Consider the following 24,337-nt stretch of genomic DNA (forward strand, 5'->3'; position numbering starts at 1 on the left):
AAAGAATAATAGTCGGAAAAACACAAATTTTCGTCATACGCTGACTGGAAAAGGTTAAGTATGGCAAAGGTGCTCAAACAAGGAGCGGATAATGAAGCGCTATACAAAGGCATTGTTTTTGAGCCTAGGATTGCTAATGGCAATGCCGATGGCTCAAGCCACAGAGGCCAAAGATATTCAGAGTTTTACTTTGGGTAACGGCATGAAGATTATGGTATTGGAAGATAGCTCGATACCCAATGCCAACATGTACCTATTTTGGAAAGTCGGCTCACGTAATGAAGTGCCGGGGATCACAGGGATCTCACACTTCTTCGAACACATGATGTTTAATGGCTCTAAAAAATATGGCCCTAAGATGTTTGACCGCACCATGGAAGCCGCGGGTGGCGCAAATAACGCTTACACCACAGAGAATCTCACCGTATACACCGACTGGTTCCCCGCTAATGCGCTAGAGACTATTTTTGATCTAGAAGCCGACCGTATCGAAAATCTCGATATCAACGAGCAGATGGTGGAAAGTGAGCGTGGAGTTGTCGCTTCAGAGCGTTTAACTGGGCTTGAAAACTCTAACTGGCGGGTGTTGCAAGAAGAGCTTAAAGGCGCAGCGTTTAGGGCACACCCTTATAGCTGGTCGGTTATCGGTCACGAATCCGATATTGCCGCTTGGACGTTAGAAGACCTGACTCAATACCACAAAACCTATTACGCACCGAATAACGCAGTGGTGGTGATTGCGGGTGACGTGAAGCTTAGCGAGGTTAAAAAGTTAGCCGATAAATACTTTGCGCCAATTCCAGCGCAAGCGCCACCAAGAGCGGTGAAAACTGTCGAGCCTCTGCAAAAAGGTGAGCGCCGTGTATTTGTGCAAAAAGCATCAGTGAGCACCCCAAATGTGATGCTAGGCTACCATATTCCTGCGACCTCAAATGCTGACTATTACGCACTGGATCTACTGTCGTCTATCTTGACCACAGGCAACAGTTCACGCATGTATCAAGGCTTAGTCGATAAGCAAGTTGCCATAGAAGTTGATACTTATATGCCGATGTCATTCGACCCGAACCTGTTTTACGTGATGGGGGTGGCTAACCCTGGGGTGACGGCTCCAGAGTTAGAAGATGCGATGATCAGCGAGATCAATCGTGTAGCCCGTGATGGTGTTACGGCAGAAGAGCTTGAGAAAGTAAAAAACATCAAGCTAATGGGCTTTTATCGCGCCATGGAAACGATTAACGGCAAGGCCAACACCATAGGGACCTACGAGCTGTTCTTTGGTAGTTTTGATAAGCTATTTAATGCGCCAGAGGCTTATAACAAGGTGACACCAGAAGATATTCAACGTGTCGCGCAAACTTATCTTAAACGTGCAAACCGCACTGTTGCCGTATTGGCTGCAACCGAGGAGGCTGACCAATGAAAAAGTGTAATTTAAGCTTAAGTGCCTCGGCCTTACTGCAATCTAAAAAACTACTCACAGTGGTGGCTGTTGCGGGGGAGCTCGCGCTAACTGGCTGTGTTGCCACGGATCCGGCAAAGACAGTCGACACGGGGAGCTTTAGCGTACCTGCATATCAACACGTTACTCTGTCTAATGGCTTAACCGTGTATATGATGCCGCAGCGTGAAGTGCCGCTTATCACTATCGATGCCATCGTCCGTGCGGGTGCGGTTAACGACACCACCTCTGGTGTGGCCGAAATGACCGCCGCAGGTTTAATGTTAGGTGCAGGCGGTAAAAGTAAGCTGGAGATAGAACAGGAGGTTGATTTTTTAGGTGCCAGTTTAAGCAGCGGCGCAGGTAAAGAGGGCAGCTATATCAGTGCTAACTTTATGGCAAAAGATGCAGATAAGATGCTGCCGCTAATTAAAGATATGTTGCTTGTGCCAGACTTTGATACCACAGAGTTTGATAAGTTACGTCAGCGAGAAATTGCTGGCTTATCGCAATCGAAAGAGAGCCCGCGTGCAGTGATCAGTCGCTACTTCGATAAACTTGTTTTTGGTGAGCATCCCTACGGCAATGCTACATCAGGTAACAGTGATTCGTTGGCCGAGCTAACGATCCCGCAGTTGCGTGCTTTTCATAAGAGTTACTATCAACCGTCGAATACGGCCATTAGTGTCGTCGGTGATTTTGAGCCTGCACAGATGCAAGCCAAGCTAGAGAAGCTGTTTGCCAATTGGCAAGACGCTGAGCCTGTCACCTTAATCAATCTTACCAAGGGTTTACCTAAGTTTGATGCAAGCGCAGTACTACTGGTGGATAAGCCTGATGCGATTGAAACGACCTTCTTAATTGGTGGTATGGGTATTCGTCGTGATAATCCTGACTTTGTTGGGCTTACCGTGATCAATACCATCTTGGGTGGCCGCTTTACCTCATGGCTTAATGACGAGCTAAGGGTCAATGCGGGCCTGACTTATGGCGCACGTTCTGGTTTTATCCCTTACTCGGCGTCAGGCACATTTAGGATCAGCACCTTTACCAAAACGGCGACCACCAAAGAAACCATCGACTTAGCCTTAAAAACCTATGCAAGGTTATGGGAGCAAGGGCTAGATCAAGCGACCTTAGACTCTGCCAAAGCTTATGTTAAAGGTCAGTTTCCGCCTAAGTATGAGACCAGTGCTCAACTTGCCGGGCTAATGACGGATATGTACCTGTATGGTTTTGATGATACCTTTATCAATGAGTTTCAGGCCAAGGTGGATGGATTAACGCTAGAAGAATCAAAGCGCTTAATCGACACTTACTTCCCGAAGAAGAATCTACAGTTTGTCATCATCGGCAATGCAGCCAAGATAGCGCCGATTGCCAAAGAGTATGGCAAGGTAAAGCAAGTAGACATGACTCAAGTGGGCTTTGGTGGCTAAGCTTCCTTAAGGGCGTAAATACATAACGGAACACAGCAAAAAGCCGCGGTAATCGCGGCTTTTTGCTGTCTGGAACAGTTATGGCAAAAGCCCATGGACGGATAGCTTTTGGGCTTGTGTCAGGAACAGTTGTCTGCAACATTTATGCTCGAATACGAGTCTGGTTACATACCTGCGTAATCTAACTGACGCCAAGCTTCATAGCTGATAATGGCTACGGCATTCGACAGGTTCAAGCTACGGCTGGTCGACATCATAGGAATGCGCAGGCGCTGCTCGGTAGGGATCGAGTCGATAATATCAGCGGGTAGACCGCGGCTTTCAGGGCCAAATAACAACACGTCATCTTGCTTAAAGGTCAGCTCAGAGTGTGGACGACTGCCCTTAGTGGTACACGCCATAATGCGCTTACCATCCATAGCCTCAAGGAACGCCTCGAAGTTTTTATGGTGAGTCACATTAGCCAAATCAGCATAATCTAAACCCGCACGGCGCAGTTTTTTATCTTCTAGATCGAAGCCTAATGGCTCAATCAGGTGCAGCTGGCAGCCGTTATTGGCGATTAAGCGGATAATATTACCGGTATTTGGGGCGATTTCGGGTTCGTAAAGCGCGATATGAAACATGCTGGCCTGCCTAAAAATTGGTGAGCCGAGATTATACGGCAAAAACCTCGATGCGGAAAATCTCGCAGCGGTGATGGCAACATGTTGCGTGAGATAGGTCGTGATTATGTGGTTTAGCAATATGCCAACCGCTGTTTTAGGTCTATATTCCGCTTTACGAATACACGGTTTATTTAGGCAGACATATGGATCTCGCTAAACTTTCTCGGATCAGCATGAAGCACTTGATCACCCTGCATGTGATGCTCGACACCTTGAGCGTGACCGCCAGTGCTGAGCGTTTATGTCTAAGCCCGTCATCGGTGAGTAAGACCTTAAGCCAGCTCAGGCAGAGTTTAGATGACGAGCTGTTTTACCGTCACGGCAATAAGCTGGTGGCCACGCCATTAGCGAGAAGGCTGGGGCCTAGCGTGCATCAAATCATCAATGATATGAATCAGCTGATGACCCAAGAAGCCTTTAATCCTGCTGAATATAAAGGCCGATTTTCACTGGCGATGCGTGAAAGCACCTTTGAATTATTAGCCGCCAAGTTAACCGCCCATGTGCTGACGCAGGCGCCCAATATTCGTTTAGATATTTTTGCCAAAGACAGCGTGGGTTTTGATGGTTTAGTTAAAGGCAGTTTAGACTTTATCGTGTTGCCTCACGATAGAAGTCAGCCGCCGATCTCCCAGCATGAACTGGTATGGGAAACCTTGATCAATGACGAGATGGTATGCCTGATGAATCCTGAGCATCCGCTGGCGACTCAAACGCAGATCACTATCGATGATTACTTAAGTTATAGCCATATTGGTATTAGCGATACTGATTTAAATACCCCATTTTTTGAGATGCAGTTAGCGCAGCAAGCACGCTATCGTGCGGTACCGATTTCGGTTTCAGATTTTGGTAGTGCAGCGTTACTGTGTCATCACAGTGAGTTGCTGTTTACCTGCTCGAGGCGCTGGGCTGAAATAGCGTTGCAAGCAAAAGGTTTGGTGACCAAGGCGATGCCACTTGATTATGGTGAAGTGGCGTATAGTTTGGTGTGGCATAAGCAGAGTATGAATGATCCTGCACTTAGGTGGTTGTACCAACAGTTGGTTGCTTTTACTCAGGTGGAATTCGAGTAAGTTAATTCTGATTTTTGGCATCAGGCGATGCCTGAGCTTTGAGTTAGACTTCGTCTAACAACTACATCAATCAAACTTCGTTTGATAAAAGTCGTGGGATGCCATCCCACACTCGGGCAAGGAGGACTGCTCGTCCTTATCAAGAACATCCTTGTTCAAAAGCCAGTTCGCCGTCCGTGGTTCTCGCTCAGAGAGTCCATAGTTATGGACTTCGCCCTTGCATCCACCATGACGCCCCTACGAAGTTACATGCATTTGATACGGGCCTCAGTTATTTTCGAAAATCGCTATAGCCTCATATTCGCCGTCCATGGCTCACCTAAGGCGATCTCGGCATCCTGCCTCGCTCACACGACTTTCTATTTACAAGAGTTCTTCAATAACTTCGGCAACTTCGATGGGGGATGGATGTTTTCTGACACAAAGTGAGCGGGTTTTAATTCTGTGTTTTCATATTAATGGCTCAGTAGTGAAATGATTATGCCTTTCTAACCTCGTGCAGATACGGCTGAAGCCTTCGGTTTCAGGGATGAAACCGCAGAGCGGCCAGGGATGGCGCAGAGCGTGTTTCAGCAGTGTCTGCACATGCCCGTGCTGCAAGCTATTGGAACCGCAAATGCCAGAAGTTGGTTTGAAGATTCAAGTGATGAAGAGTCTAAAGGTTTAACGCTGTAGATTTAAAGCTTGAGCAAGTTTCCCGCAAAGGAAACCCTTAACTTCTGCACATACGCTGGCTGCAGGCCATTGGAACCACAGATGTCGGAATTGGCTTCATACCTTCAAATGGCTATGAGGCCAAAGGTTCGCATGCTTTAGATTTAAAGTCTGCGTTAGTTTCACGCAAATGAACCCCTTACCCTCTGCATATACACTTGCTGTAGGCAATTAGCTGCATACGATGCTGAAAGTGATCTATGAGGTAATTGGTCACATCATTAGAACAGTTAGCTTCAGTGTAAAAACTCTGAGGCCACAATGACCAGGTATCTGTATCCTTTGTGGTGAATTATTCTTCTGTTGGTTGTTCTAGAACCAATCAATAGAGTTAACTATTTAAAAACCGCAGTTGAACAGTATTTAAACTTATATGAATAAAAGTTTGACACGCGTCACGTTTTATTGCTAATTTGAACTCAGCGGTTTAGGTCGGAGAGTTCATTGATATAACGAGGACTCAATCGACTGGGAGTTCGACATTAGCTAGCTCCGCTGGCTGAGCCGGATTCGACAGAGCTGAGGCATTGTTATTAGAAGCTTCGACCGAACTACTTTTCAATCCGAGTCTTGCGAATACTATCGGATACCCATTGAGTTACCCACGGGTAACTTTGATAAGCCTAACAAATCAGCATTCATGTTAGGCAGTAAAACAAAAAAGCATCCCAGCGGGATGCTTTTTTTTGCTTTGAATTTTGGTTGATGGTTAGACTTCGTCTAACGACTTTATTTATCAGACTACGTCTGAACTCTATAGTTAGATTTCGTCTAACAACTAAAGTCGTGGCCTTGCCACTTATCAGGCTGCGCCTGACCCTTAAGCAATCAAGCTGCGCTTGATAAACGTCGTGGTATTCCATCCCACACCCGGGCAAGGAGGACTGCTCGTCCTATCCTCCTTGCATCCACCATGACGCCCCGACGAAGTTACATGCATTGGATGCAGGCCTCATACTCCAATAAAAATCGCCTAACGGCTCAGATGGGACATCCATGTCCCCCCGAGCCTGAACCATCATCCATGATGGTTCCACGGCATTTTTATCTACGTACTTCGGCAACTTCGATGGGGAACTGGTGTTTCCTGTGAGTTAGGAGTACTCAATTAAGAGTTACTAATCAATAACTTTAATTAGGTTTTGAAAGGCTGTTGTTTGATAATAAATATTCATCATTTAGTCCATACTTACATTCAGTAAAGGTTGAACCTATTTGAAAACAATATTCCTTATTAGCGGTAGCCTGTTGGCTGTGCTTTTTGTGATGCTTGGGATTGTCATAGGAGTTTCATATGATGCTCCAACAGAAGAAACCCTCGCTTGGATACAAGCTCTATCCTCCGTTGGTGGTGTTGTTATAGCTGCATCAACGATGCTTATTGCACTATATGCTCTCCATACATGGAAAAGTCAGTTTGATCACGCAGAGAAGTTCAAAGCCATAGTCAATTTAGAAACTCAGTTGAGGGCTCTATATGAATCATTTGATAGCTTGCTAGAAGGTTATATTCAGAATGTTGTATATGCTAATTCCGAAAAAGACTACTCAGATTTACAGAAGTGTTACCTTGCTGAAAAGGACAGTTTTATTAGGTTAATGGATTTTTCCTTGAGTTTCTTATCATCTAAAGAACAAAAAAAAGTACTACAAGAATTTGAAAAAACTCGTAAGGTTTTTGATGATGCACGTGGTTTGGCTAACTCATATCACGGGTGTGGCGATACTTCTGATTTCAATATTTTGAGGTTTGAAAATAGTAAGGAAATTGAAAGGAATCAAACGGACTATAAAGGTTTACTAAGACGCCTTAGAAGGTAATTAATTTTTAGTTAAAGACGCCGAAGTGTTTGTTTAATGCTTTTCTAACCCAGTGTAGATGCGGCTTAGGCCTTTGATGGCATGGATGCCATCGTAGAGCTTACATGGAAGTACTTGTAGCGTGCCTAAGAAGTGTCTGCACATACGCTGGCCGCAGGCCATTGGAACCACTGGTGTGGGAAGTTGCTTCATGGATGCAAATAACGAACAACCTAAAGGTTCACCGCTTTGGCTTTCAAGTCTGAGTATGTTTCGCGCAAATGAACCCCTTAACCTCTGCACATACGCCGGCTGCAGGCCATTGGAACCACAAATATGATAAGTTGGTTTGAAGAGTCAAGCGATGAAGAAGCTAAAGGTTCTTCGCTTTAGCTCTCAACTGCGTAACAGTTTCAAAAAATTGGAACCACCAGTGTTAGAAGCTGCTTCATGGAAGCAAATAACGAACAACTTACAGGTTCACCGCTTTAGCTATAAAGCTACAAAGTTAGGCTTAGCTCAAAGCCTACAAATAAACATTGGGTAAAACTAAATTACGTACTCCACGCTCAGTTAGCCGTGCCGCTAACTCAAGCATCTGCGCTTCACTGCAAGTTGGCCAATTAAGGGCTTCGCCTGTTACGCCATGATGTTGAAAGGCGTTAAGCTTAACTCTTACATTGGCAGGTAACTGACTTAGATAGCCTGCTATGGCATTAACCTCACTGTCAATATCACTTATTCTCGGAATATACAGTAGGCGTATTTCGTATAGCTTTCCCTCTGCCGCAAGCCGTTTTAAACTGCTAAAGACCCGATGATTATCGCGGCCTGTGATGTAATAATGAGTGTGCTCTTGCCAGGACTTTAGATCGATCATCGCGCCATCTAGGTAGGGCATAACTTGCTGCCAGCCGTTTTCACTTACATAGCCGTTACTGTCGATCATGCAGCTTAAGTGAGCTAAATCTGCGCTGACTTTTATCGCTTGAAACAGCTCGACGATAAACGGCAGTTGCAAAGTGGCTTCACCGCCGCTGACGGTGATGCCGTTGATAAAGTGCACTTGGCTGCGGATGAGCGTATGCATTTGCTCTACGCTGAATTGACGAGTCTTAGGGCTAGATTGCTTAGGGCAGGTGGTTAAACAAATATCACACTGGGTGCACTTGTCACTGTCCCAAACGATCTTAGATTTACCTTGAACTGTTGTTGTCAGAGCTAACGCATCTGCTGGGCAGGTGGCCACGCAATCGCCGCAACTGTCGCACATGTCTATGGTGTACGGGTTGTGACAATTTTTGCAGCTAAAATTACACCCCTGCAGGAAGATGACTAGGCGACTGCCTGGACCATCGACGCAAGAGAAGGGAATAATTTGGTTAACCGTCGCGACTCTGCCCATGTTTTACTCTAAACCCTGTATTAAACTAATTGTTAATTTATAAGCAGCTTACTTGGCCGTTATTTGGCGTATACCGGCGCATGCTCATTAGCTACCACACGAGGCTGACGCTGCAAAATCTTAGTATTCTCTGCTGCCTCAGCGCCTAACCATGTGGTATTGGTGCGTGAGCCCTCTGCTTTAAAGCTGGCGATATCAGACAGCTTAACCATATAACCTGTGACGCGGATCAAGTCGTTTGAGGCCACGTTGGCGGTAAACTCGCGAAAACCTAAACTCAGCGCACCTTTGCACAGCTGCATCATCGCCTGTGGGTTGGCTTTAACCGTTTCATCTATGGTGAGAATGTCACTAATCCCCGAGGTGTAATATTGGTGATGCTCGGCGAGCGCTTGAATATGCGCAATCGGGTTGGGCTCGGTGCCATAGGGAATACGCACGCCCGGCGTCACGTCTTTGTCGATGCTAATGCCGCCCTGCGAGTGCAATAACGCTCGGCCGTTGTAGCCGTAAGTTACAGGTGTTGATTTTACGATGGCATCGAGTGCTTTAGAGATCTTATGCCCAAGCTCGTTAGCTGCCGCACTATGACCATAATGGCTGCTTGGCTTATCTTCTCTTGATTGGTCTATGTTGTTTTCATTGAAATCAGGTGTGCCCTGCAGAATGCTAACAGCCTCGGCCATGCCGTAGATCCCAAACATAGGCGCAAAACGTGATTCTTCAATCAAGGTTTCTTTAACTAAAAAGCTATTAAAGAAGTTAGATTCTTCATGCAAAAATTTAGCGCGCGCGTCAATCAGCTCGAATGTGAGCTGGCAGTATTGCGGCAGGATATTATCGAAGAAGTCACTGATGCTATTGGCTTTAAGGGCGACCTCTTTTAGGTTCAGTCTTACTAAGGTGTTGGCACCACCGGCTAATGGCAGCGAGTTATAACAACTGACAATGCCGAAGCCTTTGTTATCAAACGTGTTGGCATGGATTGGGTAGTTAGCAATATGGGGTTTGCTGCACTCACAAATATTGCTGGCGGCAACTTGTAGTAGCTCGTCCGGCGTAATTTGTGGGTCGTACATAAAGGTTAGATTCGGCGCTATCTGCTTAAGCTCGGCATCGACACGTAAAATGGTGCGGCAAACAATATTGTCTGTCGGGCCGATGTTTACGTGCATAAAGGCATCTGGCAAGGTGCGGTCTAGCATGATCCAAAATAGCTTTAATTTACGATAAATAGTCTCGTCATCAAGACCTTGGCAAAATGGTAATAGCACGTCATCGAGTTGACCTAGATAAACGGGAATATTGGTGACTGATGGTACATGGTGATAGATGATAGTTAATGCATTTAAGGCTTCATCTAAGTCTTGCGCCGGGCTTAGCTCTAAATACTCAGAACCATTTTGTAAAAACTTGGCGTAATCGGGCAGAACATATCTTGGTTTGAACGGCGCGTTGCCTTCAAACATATCACAGATAACACCTTGCTCTTTGGCCTCGGCTACGGCATCTGACACCTCAACATAAGGCAGACTCGCTTCTGCTTCTAAGGCTAAGAAGTTAGACTTTTGCTTTGGCGAAAGGTTAGGGTCACGAGCTATTTGAGCGATTCTGTTTGCGACGGTCATGGTGCAGTATCCACTAATATTTTATGGATATATTTTAAGATGCTAACGCTAAATTCTTATAGTGAAAAACGGCTAAAGAGTGATTGCCAATTTGGAAATCCGAAGCCAGGGTTCTCAACTTATTTGAAAGTGAGTCGGTGAGCGCGGCAGGCTGGCAACTGCCAGCCTGCATAAGGTGAGAACAAAGCTAAAGCGAGCTAGAAGAAACCTAACGGATTAGCATCGTAACTGATCAACAGGTTCTTAGTGTTCTGGTAGTGATCTAACATCATCTTGTGGGTTTCACGGCCAATACCTGATTTTTTATAACCGCCAAAGGCGGCGTGAGCAGGGTAGGCGTGGTAACAGTTAATCCATACGCGTCCCGCTTGAATGCCGCGTCCCATACGCTGGGCGGTATTCATATCGCGAGTCCACACGCCAGCGCCTAAACCGTATTCGGTATCGTTGGCAATTGCTAAGGCTTCAGCCTCATCTTTAAAGGTAGTTACCGAAATGACTGGGCCAAAAATCTCCTCTTGGAAGATGCGCATATCATTGGTGCCCTTTAAGATTGTCGGCGTAATATAAAAGCCATGACCGTGTTCACCTTCAAGTTTGCATATGTCACCACCAATCAATACCTCAGCACCTTCGTCTTTACCTATGTCCAGGTAGCTTAAGATCTTATCGAACTGCTCCTGTGAGGCCTGCGCCCCCACTTGGGTGTCGGTATCGAGTGGGTTACTTTGCTTAATGGTTTTACAGCGCTCAATCACCTTAGCAATAAACTTGTCGTAAATAGACTCGTGAATTAATGCGCGTGATGGGCAGGTACAGACTTCACCTTGATTGAAAAACGCCAACAACATGCCCTCTATGGCTTTATCGAGGTATTCATCTTCATGATCCATTACATCGGCAAAAATAACGTTAGGAGACTTACCGCCAAGCTCGACGGTTGATGGAATCAATGATTCAGCGGCGCACTTTAAAATATGGTGACCTACTTCGGTTGAGCCAGTAAAGGCCAGTTTTGCAATGCGCTTGCTGGTGGCTAGCGCTTGGCCGGCCTCAGCGCCAAAACCATTGACCACATTCAGCACGCCTTTTGGCAGTAAGTCTTCAATGAGTTCGAGCAGCACTAGAATTGATACCGGTGTTTGCTCAGCAGGTTTGAGTACCACGCAGTTGCCAGCAGCGAGCGCGGGGGCAACTTTCCATGCCGCCATCAGTAGTGGGAAGTTCCACGGAATAATCTGACCAACCACGCCAAGGGGTTCGGGAAAGTGGTAGCTAACAGTATTAGCATCAATATCGGCGGCGCTGCCTTCTTGGGCGCGAATGCAGCCAGCAAAATAGCGGAAATGGTCGACCACTAACGGTAGATCGGCCGCTAGCGTTTCGCGTACAGCTTTACCGTTATCCCAAGTTTCGGCAATGGCTAAGTATTCAATATTTTGCTCAATGCGATCGGCAATGCGTAGCAAGATGTTTGCACGCTCGGTGACCGAGGTTTTGCCCCAACTGTCTTTGGCTTCATGGGCGGCATCGAGTGCAAGTTCAATATCAACTGAACCTGAGCGTGGCACCTGGCAAAATACCTGGCCATCTACGGGGGAAGTATTGTTAAAGTAAAGATTATTAACCGGTTTAGTCCATCTACCGCCAATGAAATTTTGGTACTGTGGTTTGAAATTGATAATGGCGCCGGGGGTGCCTGGTTTGTTATAAATCATACGAACGATTCCTTGTGTATTATTTATGCGATAACTCAGTGTAGTAGATAAAATAATGGCGAGGGTATAGGAAAAAAGTCGAGTAGCTTATTGCTAGGTTTTTTGGCTATATTGTTGCTCCATATAACAATAATTAGAGACTTTGGTTTTGGTTATTTGTGCTAGTCGCTATCAAATATGAATCAGGTGCATTGTTTCTATGCAAAATATGCACTTCATTCATAACTATTTATGGCCTATGCTTCTCTCATCAGTTTAAATAGGAACTTGTTATGTTTAACGCACTTGTTTTGACCCAAGAAGAAAAGCTTACTTTGGCGAATGTTCGTCAAATCACCGAGGCTGACTTGCCTGAAGGCGAAGTGTTGGTGGACGTTTCATGTTCATCACTCAATTACAAAGATGGCTTAGCGGTTACAGGTGTTGGCAAAATCATTCGTAACTTCCCTATGGTGCCGGGCATCGACTTTGCGGGTACGGTACTTGAGTCGAGTGACGAGCGTTATCAAGCGGGTGACAAGGTGATTTTAACTGGCTGGGGCGTAGGCGAGAATCACTGGGGCGGCTTAGCCGAGAAAGCCCGTGTTAAAGCCGACTGGCTAGTACCAATGCCAAGCAATTGCGATGCTGCTAAAGCGATGCAGATTGGTACTGCAGGTTTAACGGCGATGTTGTGTGTTCAAGCATTGCAGCAGGCGGGTGTACAGCCTAGTGATGGCGATGTATTAGTCACTGGCGCCAGTGGTGGCGTTGGCTCAGTTGCGGTGACCTTGCTAGCGCAGTTAGGTTATCGTGTGGTGGCAAGCTCCGGTCGCGTAGAGCAAAACGGTGCCTTGCTAACTAAGTTAGGTGCCAGTGAAGTCATTGATCGCAGCGAGCTTGAAGTGGACTCGCGCCCGCTTGAAAAGCAGCGCTGGGCCGGCGTAGTGGATACCGTAGGTAATAAGGTATTGGCAACAGCATTAGCACAGATGAACTACGGCGGCGCTGCTGCTATTTGCGGTTTAGCAGGTGGCTTTGCATTACCGACTACCGTGATGCCATTTATTCTACGCGGCGTGAGGCTGCTAGGTGTTGACTCGGTTTCTTGCCCATTTGACAAGCGTCAAGCAGCGTGGGAAGCGGTACTTAACTTGCTACCAGCTAGCTACTTTGAAGATGCTTGCGAGACGATTTCGCTTGAGCAAGTGCCAGGATTTGCACAGCGGATTATTAAAGGCCAGGTAACTGGTCGCGTGCTAGTTCAGCTATAAGCAGGTGCTAGGATCTAGGAAAAGCTGAGAAAGAGCCTAGGTCCTAGGAAAGCCGGAAAAGCATGCTTTCTTCTGTAGGTTGGGCTTTAGCCCATCATGCATGCGACCCATATCTTTGATGTCTATCTGCAGTTCAATCCATCTCTAATTCGATTTATTTTTTTGACGGCATAAATGCCGACCTACATAAAGTGGCAAAGGCACTGTTTTGGTGTTTGCTTTTCCTAGTAGGACGAAGTCCGTCCTCGAAGCGCAGCACTCTAGGGCCTAGAACCTAGAACCTTGTTTATTATGTCCGCCCTCGAAGCACTGCGTCCTAGGAGCTAGAAAATACTAATCGGTTACAGATTTTGTGGCGTTTGCTCCAACAAGGTTTGTGTGGCGTTAGCTATCTCTTGGCGTAACCACTTTTGCGCCTTGTCTTGCTCACAGCGAGAATGCCAAAACAGATTGTAATCTAGGCTTTGCAGCTTAAAGGGCAGCGGTTTAACTGTTAGTTTATGTCGCTGGGCTGCCATTTCAGCCATGCCTTCTGGCAGGGTAATAATCAGCGGATTAACCGATTGCAGTGCCAACGCGGTATCTAGATGCGGCGTGCGCAGTAGTTCGGTGCGCGGCGGATATTGGCTTATGGCATCATCGAGCAACGCCTTGACCCCATCACTAATCGCAATGGTGGCATGGGGATAATGCAGGTAATCTTCTAAGCTGATGTCGCTATTAGCCAGTGGGTGGTTAGGGGACAATAAGCAACTGACGCCGACCTTCCCAAGAAAGGTGTGCTGCAGATTCCCGGTTTGACCAATGGCGCGGCAAATTGCCATATCGGCGCCTTTAACACTTAGCTGCGCTTGTAATTCTTTTTGCTGCACAGGCACGATCTCTAACCTGATCTGCGGCGCTTTTTGGTAAATACCGGGCAAAATAAACGGGATTAATGCCTGCATGGCGTAATCAGTCACTGCGATAGAAAATTGTTGCTGGCACTCCTCGGGCACAAAAGCTTTTGGAGTTAGCAGCTCGATGAGCTGGCCTGTGGGTTGGCGTAATTGCTGATAACACTCGAGTGCAAATGAAGTGGGCACGAGTTGCTGGCCAACACGTGAAAACAAAGGATCGTTTAGCATCTCTCGCAGGCGAGATAATATGCGGCTAGTCGCCGATTGGCTCAGGTGCAAGCGTTTGGCTGCTTGAGTGACACTGCGCTCTTCGACCAAAATTTGCAGGGCGATCAATAAGCTCAGATCTTGGCGGTAGATCTCTTCTAATTCCATAATATGTCAGGTTTTCCAATTAATACTAAGCAGCATAAAGGCGTGATAGTTACCCTTATCGTTACTGTTATCGAGAGTTTAGCGCTTTTTTAATATAAGTACCTGTATCAGATCCGTAATTCCACTCGAATCCATATCTGTAATCGAAAACTGTAATCGAAAACTGTAATCGGAAATTGTAATCAAGTTTGAATGAGTTTAATCATCAAATCATCGCCTTTAAAGCGAAAGGTTATCTATCTTGGCGAGATTATTGCGCTGATTATGAGTGCGTTTTCTCTGTCATGGTTACAAAAATACAACCTAAACATATCGTGGGGTTGTTGCCAGATTAAATTTGCTTTTAAAGGGGGATACGGCTTACGTCATAATGCAAGTAAACTCGCGCTATCTCAGCATTTTTAAGGTTTTGTTGTTAAGGACTTTGCACTTGGTCTGCATTTGGAATGGATTCCAAAATACCTCTAAAGTAATAAAAAACTCAAACATTAGATCTCGGTTAAAATTCGTAAATGTTATTTTATTGTATACAGTAAATCCTTGTTTACCTCCCGTTTTGGAACGGGTTCCAGCCCTATGATTATTGCGTCTAATAAAACTAATAGGGTGATGACAGATGAGCAATAAAGATCTGCTAGGACGCCGTAATTTCATTAAAGGATTCGGAGCTGCAGCTGGCGTGGCGCTAGCTGCACCAGCATTGGCCGTATCTGAGAAAGCGGATGGCGTTAAATGGGACCAAGAAGTAGAAGTCCTAATTATCGGTTCAGGTTTTGCGGGTTTAGCGGCGGCGATTGAAGCCACGCGTAAAGGCGCAAAAGATGTACATATTTTCGAAAAGATGTCTTATTTTGGCGGTAACTCTGCCATTAACGGTGGTTTGTTCGCAGCCCCGGGCACACCGATGCAAAAGCAAGAAGGTGTTAAAGACTCTGTAGAAATCATGGTTGCCGACCAGTTAAAGTCGGGCCGTGGTATTGCTGATGAGGCATTATTACGTCACGTAGCTGAACACGCTGTAGAAGCGCTACAGATGACTTTAGATGCGGGTTCTGAATATCACCCATACCTACAGCAGTTAGGTGGTCACTCTGTTGCACGTACTTATCAAACAACAGTGAGCTGTGGCGCGGGGATCACCCAGCCATTACTGCATGAGTGTCGCAAATTAGGTGTGCATACTCATAACCGTGCTAAGTTTGAAGGTTTCTTAGTCGGTGATAAAGGTGAAGTCGTTGGCGTGAAAATGCGTGACAATTATCACTTTGGTGAAGATCAGCCGGGTAAAGTCAGTAATATTCGTGCGACACGTGGCGTGATTATGGCGACAGGTGGCTTCGCGCAAAACGTTGATCTGCGTATGGCGCAAGACCCAACGCTGACAGCTGAAGTAGGTTGTACTAACGCACCTGGCGCTACAGGTGAAGGGATGTACGAAATGTTCCGCCTAGGCGCGGTTCCTGTTCACTTAGCACATATCCAGTCTGGCCCATGGGCATCACCAGATGAAGGTGGTTTTGGTTATGTGTCTAACTACTCTATTTATAACTTCCCGCATTCAGTGGCGATTAACCGTTTAACCGGTCAGCGTTTCATGAACGAGATTGCCGACCGTAAAACCCGTGCTGATGCCGAGCTAAATTGTCGTGATGCACAAGGTAACGCTCTGCCTCCAATCTTGATCACTAGCTATAAGGATTCTAAAAAGCATCCTAATACCAAGAAAGTGCTTAAGTACGATGTGGGTTGGAAGTTTGACTCAATTGAAGATCTTGCGAAGCATTTCGATGTGCCATTAGCGCCGCTTAAGCAGCAAATTTCTGAGTATAACGAGTACGTTAAAACGCAAAATGATCCTCAGTTTGGTAAGAATATGACAGAGGCAAAGGGTAAGTATATTGAGGCGCCATTCACAGTGGTTCGCTTATGGCCAAAAGTGCATTACTGCCAAGGTGGTGTGCAGATCAACACTAACGCTGAAGTAAAAGACAGCTTTACTGGGCAAGCTATCCCAGGCCTATATGCGGCCGGTGAAGTATGTGGTGGTATTCATGGTGTGAGCCGTTTAGGGAGTTGCTCTATTCCTGAATGCATGGTGATGGGTATGACGGCTGCGCGCAGCATGATGAAAGCCTAAACTTGCCAGATAATAAGAGGAATGAGCGATGAGTAAATTAAAAGCGGTATTAGCGCTAACCTTTGGTTGCCTACTAACCCTATCTGCACAAGCTGTAGAAATACGTGACCACCATAAAGAAGTGATCGGTAAAGATTGTAAAACATGTCATGACAATGGCATCAAGCAATTTCCATCAGATCAAGCGTGTTTGCAGTGTCATGATGTTGATGACTTAGCAGAGCAAACAGCACGTAGTGAAGATGATAAGTGGCAGAACCCACACAACAACTTACATTACGGCAAAGAGCTTCCTTGCCAAGAGTGTCATAGCGAACATGGCACTAAGCAGCCATTATGTAGTAACTGTCATACATTTAAGTTTGATAAGTTTCAGCAGTAACTTCAACTCAAATATTTTTAGTGTCGTTTCATCTCAACGACACTGAATAATGAGTAAGGCCATAATTAATTCAATTATGGCCTTTTTTGTCTTTTAATTATTTCTGCTTAAACGGTTTAGCCTTAATAAACAAGCATGTTTTAATATTGTTTATATCTTTTACATTTGTTTTTAATATGTGACAAATATTGGGTTTTAATAAGTAAAGTTAGCTATCGGACCATTTTTGGAAACCATTCCAAATATAGTATTTATATAGTTATTAAAAATTATAATTTAAACCAATAGGGTGATGTATGAATAGTAAACTGGTGCTCGCAACAATACTTTTATCAAACAGTGTTGTGGCAGCTGATATTCCTGACTTTCTAGATAAAAACGATATTAATAGTGCTCAATTTCAGTGTTTAGGTGATTCCCCTCAATACAGCGCTAAAGATCAAAAGTATATTGATATTTTGTGGGATGAAACATTAACGTATTTAGAGGCTTACGCTATTGCATTAACCAATGGCCAAGCCAGTGGTTGTTTAAATTCAGATACCGCAATGGTTGACTCTACTGAGGGTGGGCAACATATGTGCGTGATGGACAGACGCGATATGAAGCTGATGGTTAAAAACATCTACCAAGTGATTAACAATAGCGATGAAGCAAAGAAGTGTTTTGGTGCACGAGAAGATGTGAGTTGGATTTATAACCCAGGTGGCGAGCTCAGCAAGAATTCTCCAGTGGCACAGCATTTTAGTCGTACGACTTTTGACGAGTTTTTCGATAAGAAAGTGACCGATAAACAAGTGCAGCAATACGGCAAAAGCTTTACTAAAAACTTCTACAAAATGGTCACCGGTGATGAAGTGAAAATGCCGGCTGTATTCCCTTACGACATTAGCGCTAACTCATTGCCTAACTTGTGGGCAGCAGCTGGCTGGTTCCCTATGTATGCCGAAGAAAGTAAGCGAAATGATAAGAATTTCAATAATATTCGCGGTGGTTATGCCTATGCAGAAATTTTTGGTCATTGGGGTTTATTGCGTATTGACGAAATTAATGGTGAAAAGGTGGGGGCAGAAGTCGGCATGACGGTTCAGTCAGTTGATACCTTGTATCCGTTCCATAACCATGCGGTTTCTGAAATGTACTACAACATGCGTGTACCTGCTTGCACCAATCAATTTAAAACTATGGCTATCCGTGAAGACTCACCATTAGTTAGCACAGTTAAAGAGGACGACAAGGTGCGTCGGGTGCAGTTTGATGAGGGACAGCACAACTCTCAAACAATGTGGCTGTCTGGCAGCAGCGAGCAAGATCCATTGATCTACTTCCATCAAAATACGATTCACGCATTTGATGTTGATGGTAGTTGTGAAGCGAAGCCTGAAGAGCGCGCGATTGTATCGGTATGGGCCCGCAGTAATGCCAACGACAAACGCAATGACTACGGAACGACTTTGTTGTGTGAATCAGCAAATAACCCAGGCACACCTGCTAAACGCGGTGAAGTGATTCAATGCGACTTAACCAAAGTTAAATGGTAGTCATTTGATAAGTATGGGTGGCAATGACCTTGCCACTTTTTATGGCGATATTGAAATATAAATTGTATTAATATGATGACGTTGTACGTATTAACGCAATTTATATTTATTTTACATGAAATGGATGTTTCAGATGAATAAATTAAATACAGCAATACCATTGTCAATATTAATGGCTTTGGCAAGTCATACAGCGGTTGCAGATGATCTTAATATTGGTGGCTCTGTTCGGGCAAATTATAGTTACAGTGATTATTCCGAGCCATCAAAAGATAAAATGGGTGATTTTGACTTCAATCTTCTTTCTATTACTTTTTCAGATAAGTGGAATGACATTGGCGTTAAAGCGGAGTACCGTTTTTATGATGGTTATGATCATTTAAAATACGGTTATGCTTTTTGGGATGTAAATAAAGATCTCACCATTAATGGTGGTGTCATTAGTAAACCCTTTGGTAATAAAGGCTACGCATCTCATAACTGGTGGTACAGCTTAAACTATTACATGGGTTTTGAAGACGATTATGGCGTGGGTGTCAGTGCTCAGTACCAAAATGGGGTTTCATTATCTGAATTTGCCTTTATTAAAAACGCGGTTTACGGCGGCACTGATCACCGCGATTTTGCGGGTACTGTGGCTAAGGGCACTGTCGATGGTACTAGTTATAACAACGAAGAAACCAATACTCTGGTTGCGCGCCAAAGCTTTACCTTAACCAGTGGTGAGCTAACCACAATATTGGGTGCGTCAGTTGAGTATGGTCAGCTATATAACTCAGAGTTTGGTGAGAATGGCGATACGCTAAATTATGCAGTGCACCTTGATATGAACTATGCCGGTTGGGGCTTTCAAGCACAGTACTTAGCCTTTGATTTTGACCAGTATGACGATGGCCAAATCGACCCAGATAAAATTGGTATGGGTATGCTAGGTGGATTCTATGAAGTCGCAAGTAAAGGTAATATCTATACGGCTAACTTGTCTAAAAGTATTGGCACCTCGTGGGGTAGCCTAACTGTGTATAACGATTTCAGTATGATACAGCCAGACTTTGAAGAGTTTGATGACTCCATACTAAACTCCACAGGGGTATCGCTAGCCTATGGTCCCGTCTTTGTGTATGTGGACCATTATATGGCGAAGAATGTGCTTTGGCTTGGGGGCAATAGTTTGGGGTTAGTCGAAACTAATGATAATTGGGATCACCGCTTTAATATCAACCTAGCTTACTATTTTTAATTATTTAAGTGTTTATTTAAGTTAGTTATTTAAGCTCAGATACAAAAATGCCAACGTTCTCGTTGGCATTTTTACTTTAAGCCTCAAGCCAGTTTAGCTAAGCATTTGCGCTTGAGTGGCTTCACCTAGCGCTAGCACATTGGCCTTGATCAAGTTGATTAACTGATTTGTTGCATCAGTTTGTGTCTCTGGGTTGATATACAGCGACTCATTAAAGGTCGGTAATGGCGGAATGTTATGCTCGATAGGATCGAGGATCTGCATCTTATCGCTAATGCGAAACTCAGCAATGGGCGCTATGACTAAATCATTTTCAACGGCCATACACATAGCCGTTGGTGAGGGCGTAGAAAGTAGCACACTCATGGGGCGCATTGAGATCTGATGATTAGCAAAAACTTGCGCCCGAATAGGGCAGTTTTCTGGATATAACGCCATCGGTACCGTTTCGCGCTTATGGGCGCTGCCGTCTTTGGCTGCAACCCAATGAAAACGTCGCTCAAATAGTAACTCGCCATGACCCGCTGCGGGTGTTTGCCAATGAGTCGCAACAATCACATCAAATTCGCCATTATGTAGACGCTTATAGAGATTGCCACTGACATCGGTATCGATGACTAATTCGATACAGGTAAACTCGCGAATAAACTCTAATAAGAAGCTGCCTAAATAACGATTGATGTAGTCAGTTGGCACTCCGAGCCGTATGACTTCACGGTTTTGACAATCTTTTAGCTCGTCAATCGCCTGCGAACTGAGTTGCAGCATCTTATAAGCGTAGTTAAGCAGCGTCTTACCAGACTCGGTCATGGTGACACCTTTGTTATCTCTAAGTAACAAAGGCTTACCAACGCTCTCTTCTAACTTCTTGATTTGCAGGCTTATCGTTGACTGTGTACGGCAAAGTTTCTCAGCAGCTTTGGAAAGGTTTCCGCATTCAACTACCGCAATAAAGCTTTCTAATAGTTCAATTTTTAACATGGGCTATTGAGTTTATTCATGATGCTATCAGTATTACTCAATACCCGCTTGATACCTAGGCTGCTATTTTATGAATGTGAACTTAAATTATATTGATTGTTAGATTTGTGAAGAGGTCGACATGAGTAACTGGCAACAGCGAGAAAGCTATTTAACCGACATTGCGGAGCGCTGCTTAAGAGGGCATAAAAGCTTTGATTTGTGCCGTTCTCACCTGGTTGGAGCGAGTCAGATCTCCAAAGGCACCATCTACAATCATTTTCCAAGTGAAGCAGATTTAGTCGTGGCAGTTGCTACGGCACATTTTAGAAAACGCCTTGAAAGAGCCGCGATTGATGACGCTGTTTATCAAGACTATTTAACCCGCTTCTTGATGCACCATTGCTGGGGACTGCATGACGATCTGCTATATGACCGTTTTATTATTTCCCGTGTGATGCCTAACCCAGAGCTGTTAGAGCAAGTCACTGATGATAACCGTCAGGCATTCGAACAGGTTTATGGTGAGTATATACAGTGGAATAACGATCTCATCAAGTCTGTTGGGGTGGTCGAGGGCTTTAACCGTGCAGAGCTGGTTGCCAACTATCTGCGCGGCGCTCAAATCAACTGCGACGATGCGGGCAAGCAATATGATGACGCGGGTTTGTACTATCAATTTAGCTATGCCCTAGCGCAGTTGATGGGGCACTCAGATAAACGTATTCCTAAGCAGGCAGATTATGCCTGCTGGTTAACCAGACTCGAGCCCGCGGCAAACGCTGCTTAGTTATTATCCATCATTGTAATGGATAATGGTTATTCCATCGGTAGGCTGATACTTATTTTCAATCCGTGAGCTTGATGGTTGTCTGCCTTTATCTTACCTTGATGGGCTTGAATGGCGGCTTTAGCAATCGCGAGACCTAAGCCCCAGCCGCCGGACTCTCTATCGCGCGCAGACTGTGGGCGATAGAAAGGCTCGAAAATCGCTTCTAAGTCAGCTTCGTCGCTAATGCCTGGGCCATCATCGATAATCTCAATTTGTATGCTGCTGCCACTGGCAAATGCTTGAATCGAGACTTGCGTGTTGGCATAGCGGATGGCGTTACGCAGTAAGTTCTCAACCGCTCGGCATAAAGGCCGAGGATAAAGCGGCAGCGTAATTGATTCATCTATGTCGATATGCAGCTGCTTTTTTTGCTGTTGAGCTTCGAAATCGGCATCGTCTAATACCTGGCTTAAGATTTCAGCAAGCTCAAGGCTGCGCTTGTTTTCGTTAGCGTTAAGCTTGACTCTAGACAGCTCTAACAGCTCGGCAATCATCTGCTCAAGTTGATCTGCTTCATACTCAATCCGCTCGGTTTCAGCTGTTTCTTGGCCTTTTTTACGGCTTAGCGCTAAAGACAATTTTAGCCTTGTCAGTGGTGTGCGCAGCTCATGAGAGATATCGCTGATCAATCTTTGTTGGCTCTTAACCATATTTTCAACCGAGTCGGCCATACCATTAAAGGCTTGAGCAAGCTGGCCAATTTCATCGTTTCGATGGGCTGTTGCCATATCGACCCGGTGACTTAAATCGCCTCCGGCAAGTGCATCAGCACTGCGTTTGAGTGAGCGTAATGGCTTACCTAAATGCCAGGCAAATAAGCCACATAATAACCCTGATAGTAAAATCGCGATGCTAAGGGTTAAGATTTTATTATCGATAAAGAAGAAGAACCAGGGCCGTGGATGATGTTCTGGTAAACGGCCATATAGGCTGAAAGGCTTGCCCTCAACGTCAAAGTTATAGGGGCCGAAAATCAGCTCGTCTTTAAATTGGTGTTTAATCGGATGGCCAGCTTCATCGGCCATCAGCATAAAGCGTCTTAAAGCTCGAGATTGTTTATGGGTATTGAGTACCTTGCCGTACTCATCGACCAAATAGATGCGGGCCGGCCGGCCTTTAAATTCTTTAAAGCGGCTTAAATGTTTGAGCTTTTCAGTGCCCAGAACCTGCGGATTTGCACTAATACGCTCGGCACTTTTTTCAAGCATACGTTCAAGCGGAGGTGGCAGTGCTGATTGATCATGGTTTTGCTGCAATAAAGGCAGCAGCCCAATGAGCGCGATGATCAGTGAGCTACAGAGCCAAAAGCCCAGTAGTAATTTAACGAATATATTGTTGGGGGTTTTTCTCAGCTGCATTTAAGGTAACCAGATATAGCCTTTACCACGAATCGTTTTCACACGTGGGCGGCCGTCGTCTCGTTCAGGCATCTTCTTGCGTAAGTTAGAAAGATGCATGTCTAAACTGCGGTCAAAAGGCATCAGTTTTTTACCGAGCACTTTTTCGCTTAAGACTTCTTTGCTGGCCAGTTCACCGGCATGCTTAACCAATTCAAACAGTAAGCTAAATTCAGTGCCGGTGAGAATGATGAGCTGATCTTGGCAGTGCACCTCTTGGCGTGCGGGATCTAAATTAATATCGCCGTACTGATGTGTTGTCTGCGTTGCTTCGTTTGATTGAATATGAGTACGACGGATAATGGCACGAATACGTGCAACCAGTTCACGGTCGTTAAACGGCTTCGGCAGGTAATCATCGGCACCGATCTCTAAACCCACTACACGGTCGATTTCATCACCTCGGGCGGTTAGCATCAGTACCGGTGTTTGTTTCTTGCTGCGCAGCGCGCGCAAGACTTCAAACCCATTGAGTTTAGGTAGCATTACATCGAGTAAAATAAGGTCGAACTGCTGCTCTATGGCCAGATCTAACCCTGACTGCCCATCGTGGGCCAGTGTCAGTTCAAAGCCTTCAAGTTCTAGCAGTTGTGCAAGCAATTCAGATAGACCTAAGTCATCATCTATCAATAATATACGGCTCATATTTAACCTTCTAATGTACTCTTACTGTGGCGAGTATACCCTGTTTGATGTCAATTGCAGTTTAGGAGTGTAATTCAACGTAAAGAACGGCAGCTCTTGGCATTATCGAGCCTCATTTAAACAGCTTTACAGAGCTTTACGCTGTACAAACCCAAGCTTACATTGAGTAGACTAAACTGATAAGCGTCAAATCAAGCTTAGCAGTGCTGAGCAAATTCAAATGAGGCTACCATGATGAAAAAGAATACGTTTAAAGCAGGTTTGCTTGCCATAGTGGCCAGCACCGCATTATTAACCGCTGGTGTAAATGCTGCCGATGACCAAGATGGCTCACGTGATGGGCATGGCAAGAATGGCCATCACCAGATGCAAAGCGAGCGTGGCGGCCATCACGACCTGCGCAAGATGTTTCGCGGTTTGGACTTAACCGATGAGCAGAAGACTGAGATGAAAGCGCTATTTAGTGCGCATCGTGACGAGATGAAACAAAATCGTCCTTCTAAAGAAGCGCGCGCGGCACAAAAACAGCAGATGTTAGGTTTTATTACTGCAGCTAACTTTAACGAAGCTGAAGTGAAGCAGGCATTAGCCGCTAAACAAGAAGCGCGTCAGCAAAAGGCCGTTAATATGCTGAAGTTGCAAAACCAAGCGTATCAGTTGCTAACACCTGAGCAGCAAGAAAAATTCAAACAGCGTTTTGCTAAGCATCATAAAAGATAATTAGCTTATGCTTTGAACACGATTGCACCAGCTACCCAAGCCACTTGGGTGTAATAGAGGTTAATTG

At 45.1% G+C, this 24,337-nt stretch carries 20 protein-coding genes; 11 read left to right on the forward strand and 9 right to left on the reverse strand.

Annotated features, from left to right (window positions below):
- The first annotated feature begins 91 nt into the window (after positions 1 to 91).
- Together ACVBJC_RS01060 and ACVBJC_RS01065 are read left to right on the forward strand one after the other, a co-directional pair.
- Positions 92 to 1,423: a M16 family metallopeptidase gene (locus ACVBJC_RS01060; protein ID WP_447158934.1), complete on the forward strand. Its 1,332-nt coding sequence runs from the start codon at positions 92 to 94 to the stop codon at positions 1,421 to 1,423.
- On the forward strand, positions 1,420 to 2,880 hold the full coding sequence (locus ACVBJC_RS01065) for a M16 family metallopeptidase (protein ID WP_447158933.1): 1,461 nt from the start codon (positions 1,420 to 1,422) through the stop codon (positions 2,878 to 2,880). The genes ACVBJC_RS01060 and ACVBJC_RS01065 overlap by 4 nt, the downstream gene beginning before the upstream one ends.
- A gap of 164 nt (positions 2,881 to 3,044) precedes the next feature.
- On the opposite strand, the gene trmL is transcribed toward ACVBJC_RS01065, so the two are convergent.
- Positions 3,045 to 3,506: a tRNA (uridine(34)/cytosine(34)/5-carboxymethylaminomethyluridine(34)-2'-O)-methyltransferase TrmL gene (gene trmL / locus ACVBJC_RS01070; protein ID WP_447158932.1), complete on the reverse strand. Its 462-nt coding sequence runs from the start codon at positions 3,504 to 3,506 to the stop codon at positions 3,045 to 3,047.
- A 185-nt stretch (positions 3,507 to 3,691) separates the two neighbouring features.
- Between trmL and ACVBJC_RS01075 the strand changes: the two genes are divergently transcribed.
- Both ACVBJC_RS01075 and ACVBJC_RS01080 read left to right on the forward strand, forming a co-directional pair.
- Positions 3,692 to 4,624: a LysR family transcriptional regulator gene (locus ACVBJC_RS01075; protein WP_447158931.1), complete on the forward strand. Its 933-nt coding sequence runs from the start codon at positions 3,692 to 3,694 to the stop codon at positions 4,622 to 4,624.
- A 1,929-nt stretch (positions 4,625 to 6,553) separates the two neighbouring features.
- Positions 6,554 to 7,159 carry a hypothetical protein gene (locus ACVBJC_RS01080; RefSeq protein ID WP_447158930.1) on the forward strand — a complete coding sequence of 202 codons (606 nt, stop codon included), beginning with the start codon at positions 6,554 to 6,556 and terminating at the stop codon, positions 7,157 to 7,159.
- Between the two features lie 33 nt (positions 7,160 to 7,192).
- On the opposite strand, the gene ACVBJC_RS01085 is transcribed toward ACVBJC_RS01080, so the two are convergent.
- The 4 genes from ACVBJC_RS01085 to exaC all read right to left on the reverse strand — a co-directional run bounded on the left by ACVBJC_RS01085 (position 7,193) and on the right by exaC (position 11,889).
- Entirely contained in the window at positions 7,193 to 7,351 is a 159-nt protein-coding gene (locus ACVBJC_RS01085) for a hypothetical protein (protein WP_447158929.1), read from the reverse strand.
- A 313-nt stretch (positions 7,352 to 7,664) separates the two neighbouring features.
- A complete protein-coding gene (locus tag ACVBJC_RS01090; protein WP_447158928.1) occupies positions 7,665 to 8,543 on the reverse strand; it encodes a YjjW family glycine radical enzyme activase in 879 nt (292 codons plus the stop codon).
- 59 nt (positions 8,544 to 8,602) lie between these two features.
- Positions 8,603 to 10,171 carry a YjjI family glycine radical enzyme gene (locus tag ACVBJC_RS01095; RefSeq protein WP_447158927.1) on the reverse strand — a complete coding sequence of 523 codons (1,569 nt, stop codon included), beginning with the start codon at positions 10,169 to 10,171 and terminating at the stop codon, positions 8,603 to 8,605.
- A gap of 197 nt (positions 10,172 to 10,368) precedes the next feature.
- The gene (gene exaC / locus ACVBJC_RS01100; RefSeq protein WP_447158926.1) at positions 10,369 to 11,889 is read right to left on the reverse strand and encodes an acetaldehyde dehydrogenase ExaC; all 1,521 of its coding nucleotides are present in this window, start codon (positions 11,887 to 11,889) and stop codon (positions 10,369 to 10,371) included.
- Between the two features lie 272 nt (positions 11,890 to 12,161).
- Here exaC and acuI point away from each other — a divergent pair, with 272 nt between their 5' ends.
- Positions 12,162 to 13,142 (forward strand): acrylyl-CoA reductase (NADPH), encoded by a 981-nt coding sequence (acuI, locus tag ACVBJC_RS01105; protein ID WP_447158925.1) that lies wholly within the window; start codon positions 12,162 to 12,164, stop codon positions 13,140 to 13,142.
- Between the two features lie 341 nt (positions 13,143 to 13,483).
- On the opposite strand, the gene ACVBJC_RS01110 is transcribed toward acuI, so the two are convergent.
- Complete coding sequence (locus ACVBJC_RS01110) at positions 13,484 to 14,416, reverse strand: LysR family transcriptional regulator (protein ID WP_447158924.1); 933 nt, start codon at positions 14,414 to 14,416, stop codon at positions 13,484 to 13,486.
- 616 nt (positions 14,417 to 15,032) lie between these two features.
- Here ACVBJC_RS01110 and ACVBJC_RS01115 point away from each other — a divergent pair.
- The 4 genes from ACVBJC_RS01115 to ACVBJC_RS01130 all read left to right on the forward strand — a co-directional run bounded on the left by ACVBJC_RS01115 (position 15,033) and on the right by ACVBJC_RS01130 (position 19,716).
- Positions 15,033 to 16,553 carry a flavocytochrome c gene (locus ACVBJC_RS01115; RefSeq protein ID WP_447158923.1) on the forward strand — a complete coding sequence of 507 codons (1,521 nt, stop codon included), beginning with the start codon at positions 15,033 to 15,035 and terminating at the stop codon, positions 16,551 to 16,553.
- 28 nt (positions 16,554 to 16,581) lie between these two features.
- Positions 16,582 to 16,935: a cytochrome c3 family protein gene (locus ACVBJC_RS01120; RefSeq protein ID WP_447158922.1), complete on the forward strand. Its 354-nt coding sequence runs from the start codon at positions 16,582 to 16,584 to the stop codon at positions 16,933 to 16,935.
- A 296-nt stretch (positions 16,936 to 17,231) separates the two neighbouring features.
- Positions 17,232 to 18,476 carry a hypothetical protein gene (locus tag ACVBJC_RS01125; RefSeq protein WP_447158921.1) on the forward strand — a complete coding sequence of 415 codons (1,245 nt, stop codon included), beginning with the start codon at positions 17,232 to 17,234 and terminating at the stop codon, positions 18,474 to 18,476.
- 133 nt (positions 18,477 to 18,609) lie between these two features.
- Positions 18,610 to 19,716, forward strand: a complete 1,107-nt coding sequence (locus tag ACVBJC_RS01130; protein WP_447158920.1) for a hypothetical protein — start codon at positions 18,610 to 18,612, stop codon at positions 19,714 to 19,716.
- Between the two features lie 93 nt (positions 19,717 to 19,809).
- Here ACVBJC_RS01130 and ACVBJC_RS01135 read toward each other — a convergent pair whose 3' ends face one another.
- The gene (locus ACVBJC_RS01135; protein ID WP_447158919.1) at positions 19,810 to 20,697 is read right to left on the reverse strand and encodes a LysR family transcriptional regulator; all 888 of its coding nucleotides are present in this window, start codon (positions 20,695 to 20,697) and stop codon (positions 19,810 to 19,812) included.
- Positions 20,698 to 20,818: 121 nt separating this feature from the next.
- Between ACVBJC_RS01135 and ACVBJC_RS01140 the strand changes: the two genes are divergently transcribed.
- The gene (locus ACVBJC_RS01140) at positions 20,819 to 21,466 is read left to right on the forward strand and encodes a TetR/AcrR family transcriptional regulator (protein WP_447158918.1); all 648 of its coding nucleotides are present in this window, start codon (positions 20,819 to 20,821) and stop codon (positions 21,464 to 21,466) included.
- Between the two features lie 29 nt (positions 21,467 to 21,495).
- On the opposite strand, the gene ACVBJC_RS01145 is transcribed toward ACVBJC_RS01140, so the two are convergent.
- Positions 21,496 to 22,866, reverse strand: coding sequence for an ATP-binding protein (locus tag ACVBJC_RS01145; RefSeq protein ID WP_447158917.1), 1,371 nt, complete (start codon positions 22,864 to 22,866; stop codon positions 21,496 to 21,498).
- Complete coding sequence (locus tag ACVBJC_RS01150) at positions 22,867 to 23,550, reverse strand: response regulator (protein ID WP_447158916.1); 684 nt, start codon at positions 23,548 to 23,550, stop codon at positions 22,867 to 22,869.
- A 231-nt stretch (positions 23,551 to 23,781) separates the two neighbouring features.
- Between ACVBJC_RS01150 and ACVBJC_RS01155 the strand changes: the two genes are divergently transcribed.
- Positions 23,782 to 24,270: a Spy/CpxP family protein refolding chaperone gene (locus ACVBJC_RS01155; protein WP_447158915.1), complete on the forward strand. Its 489-nt coding sequence runs from the start codon at positions 23,782 to 23,784 to the stop codon at positions 24,268 to 24,270.
- Positions 24,271 to 24,337: the final 67 nt, after the last annotated feature.

The organism is Shewanella sp. 0m-6 (assembly GCF_052977325.1).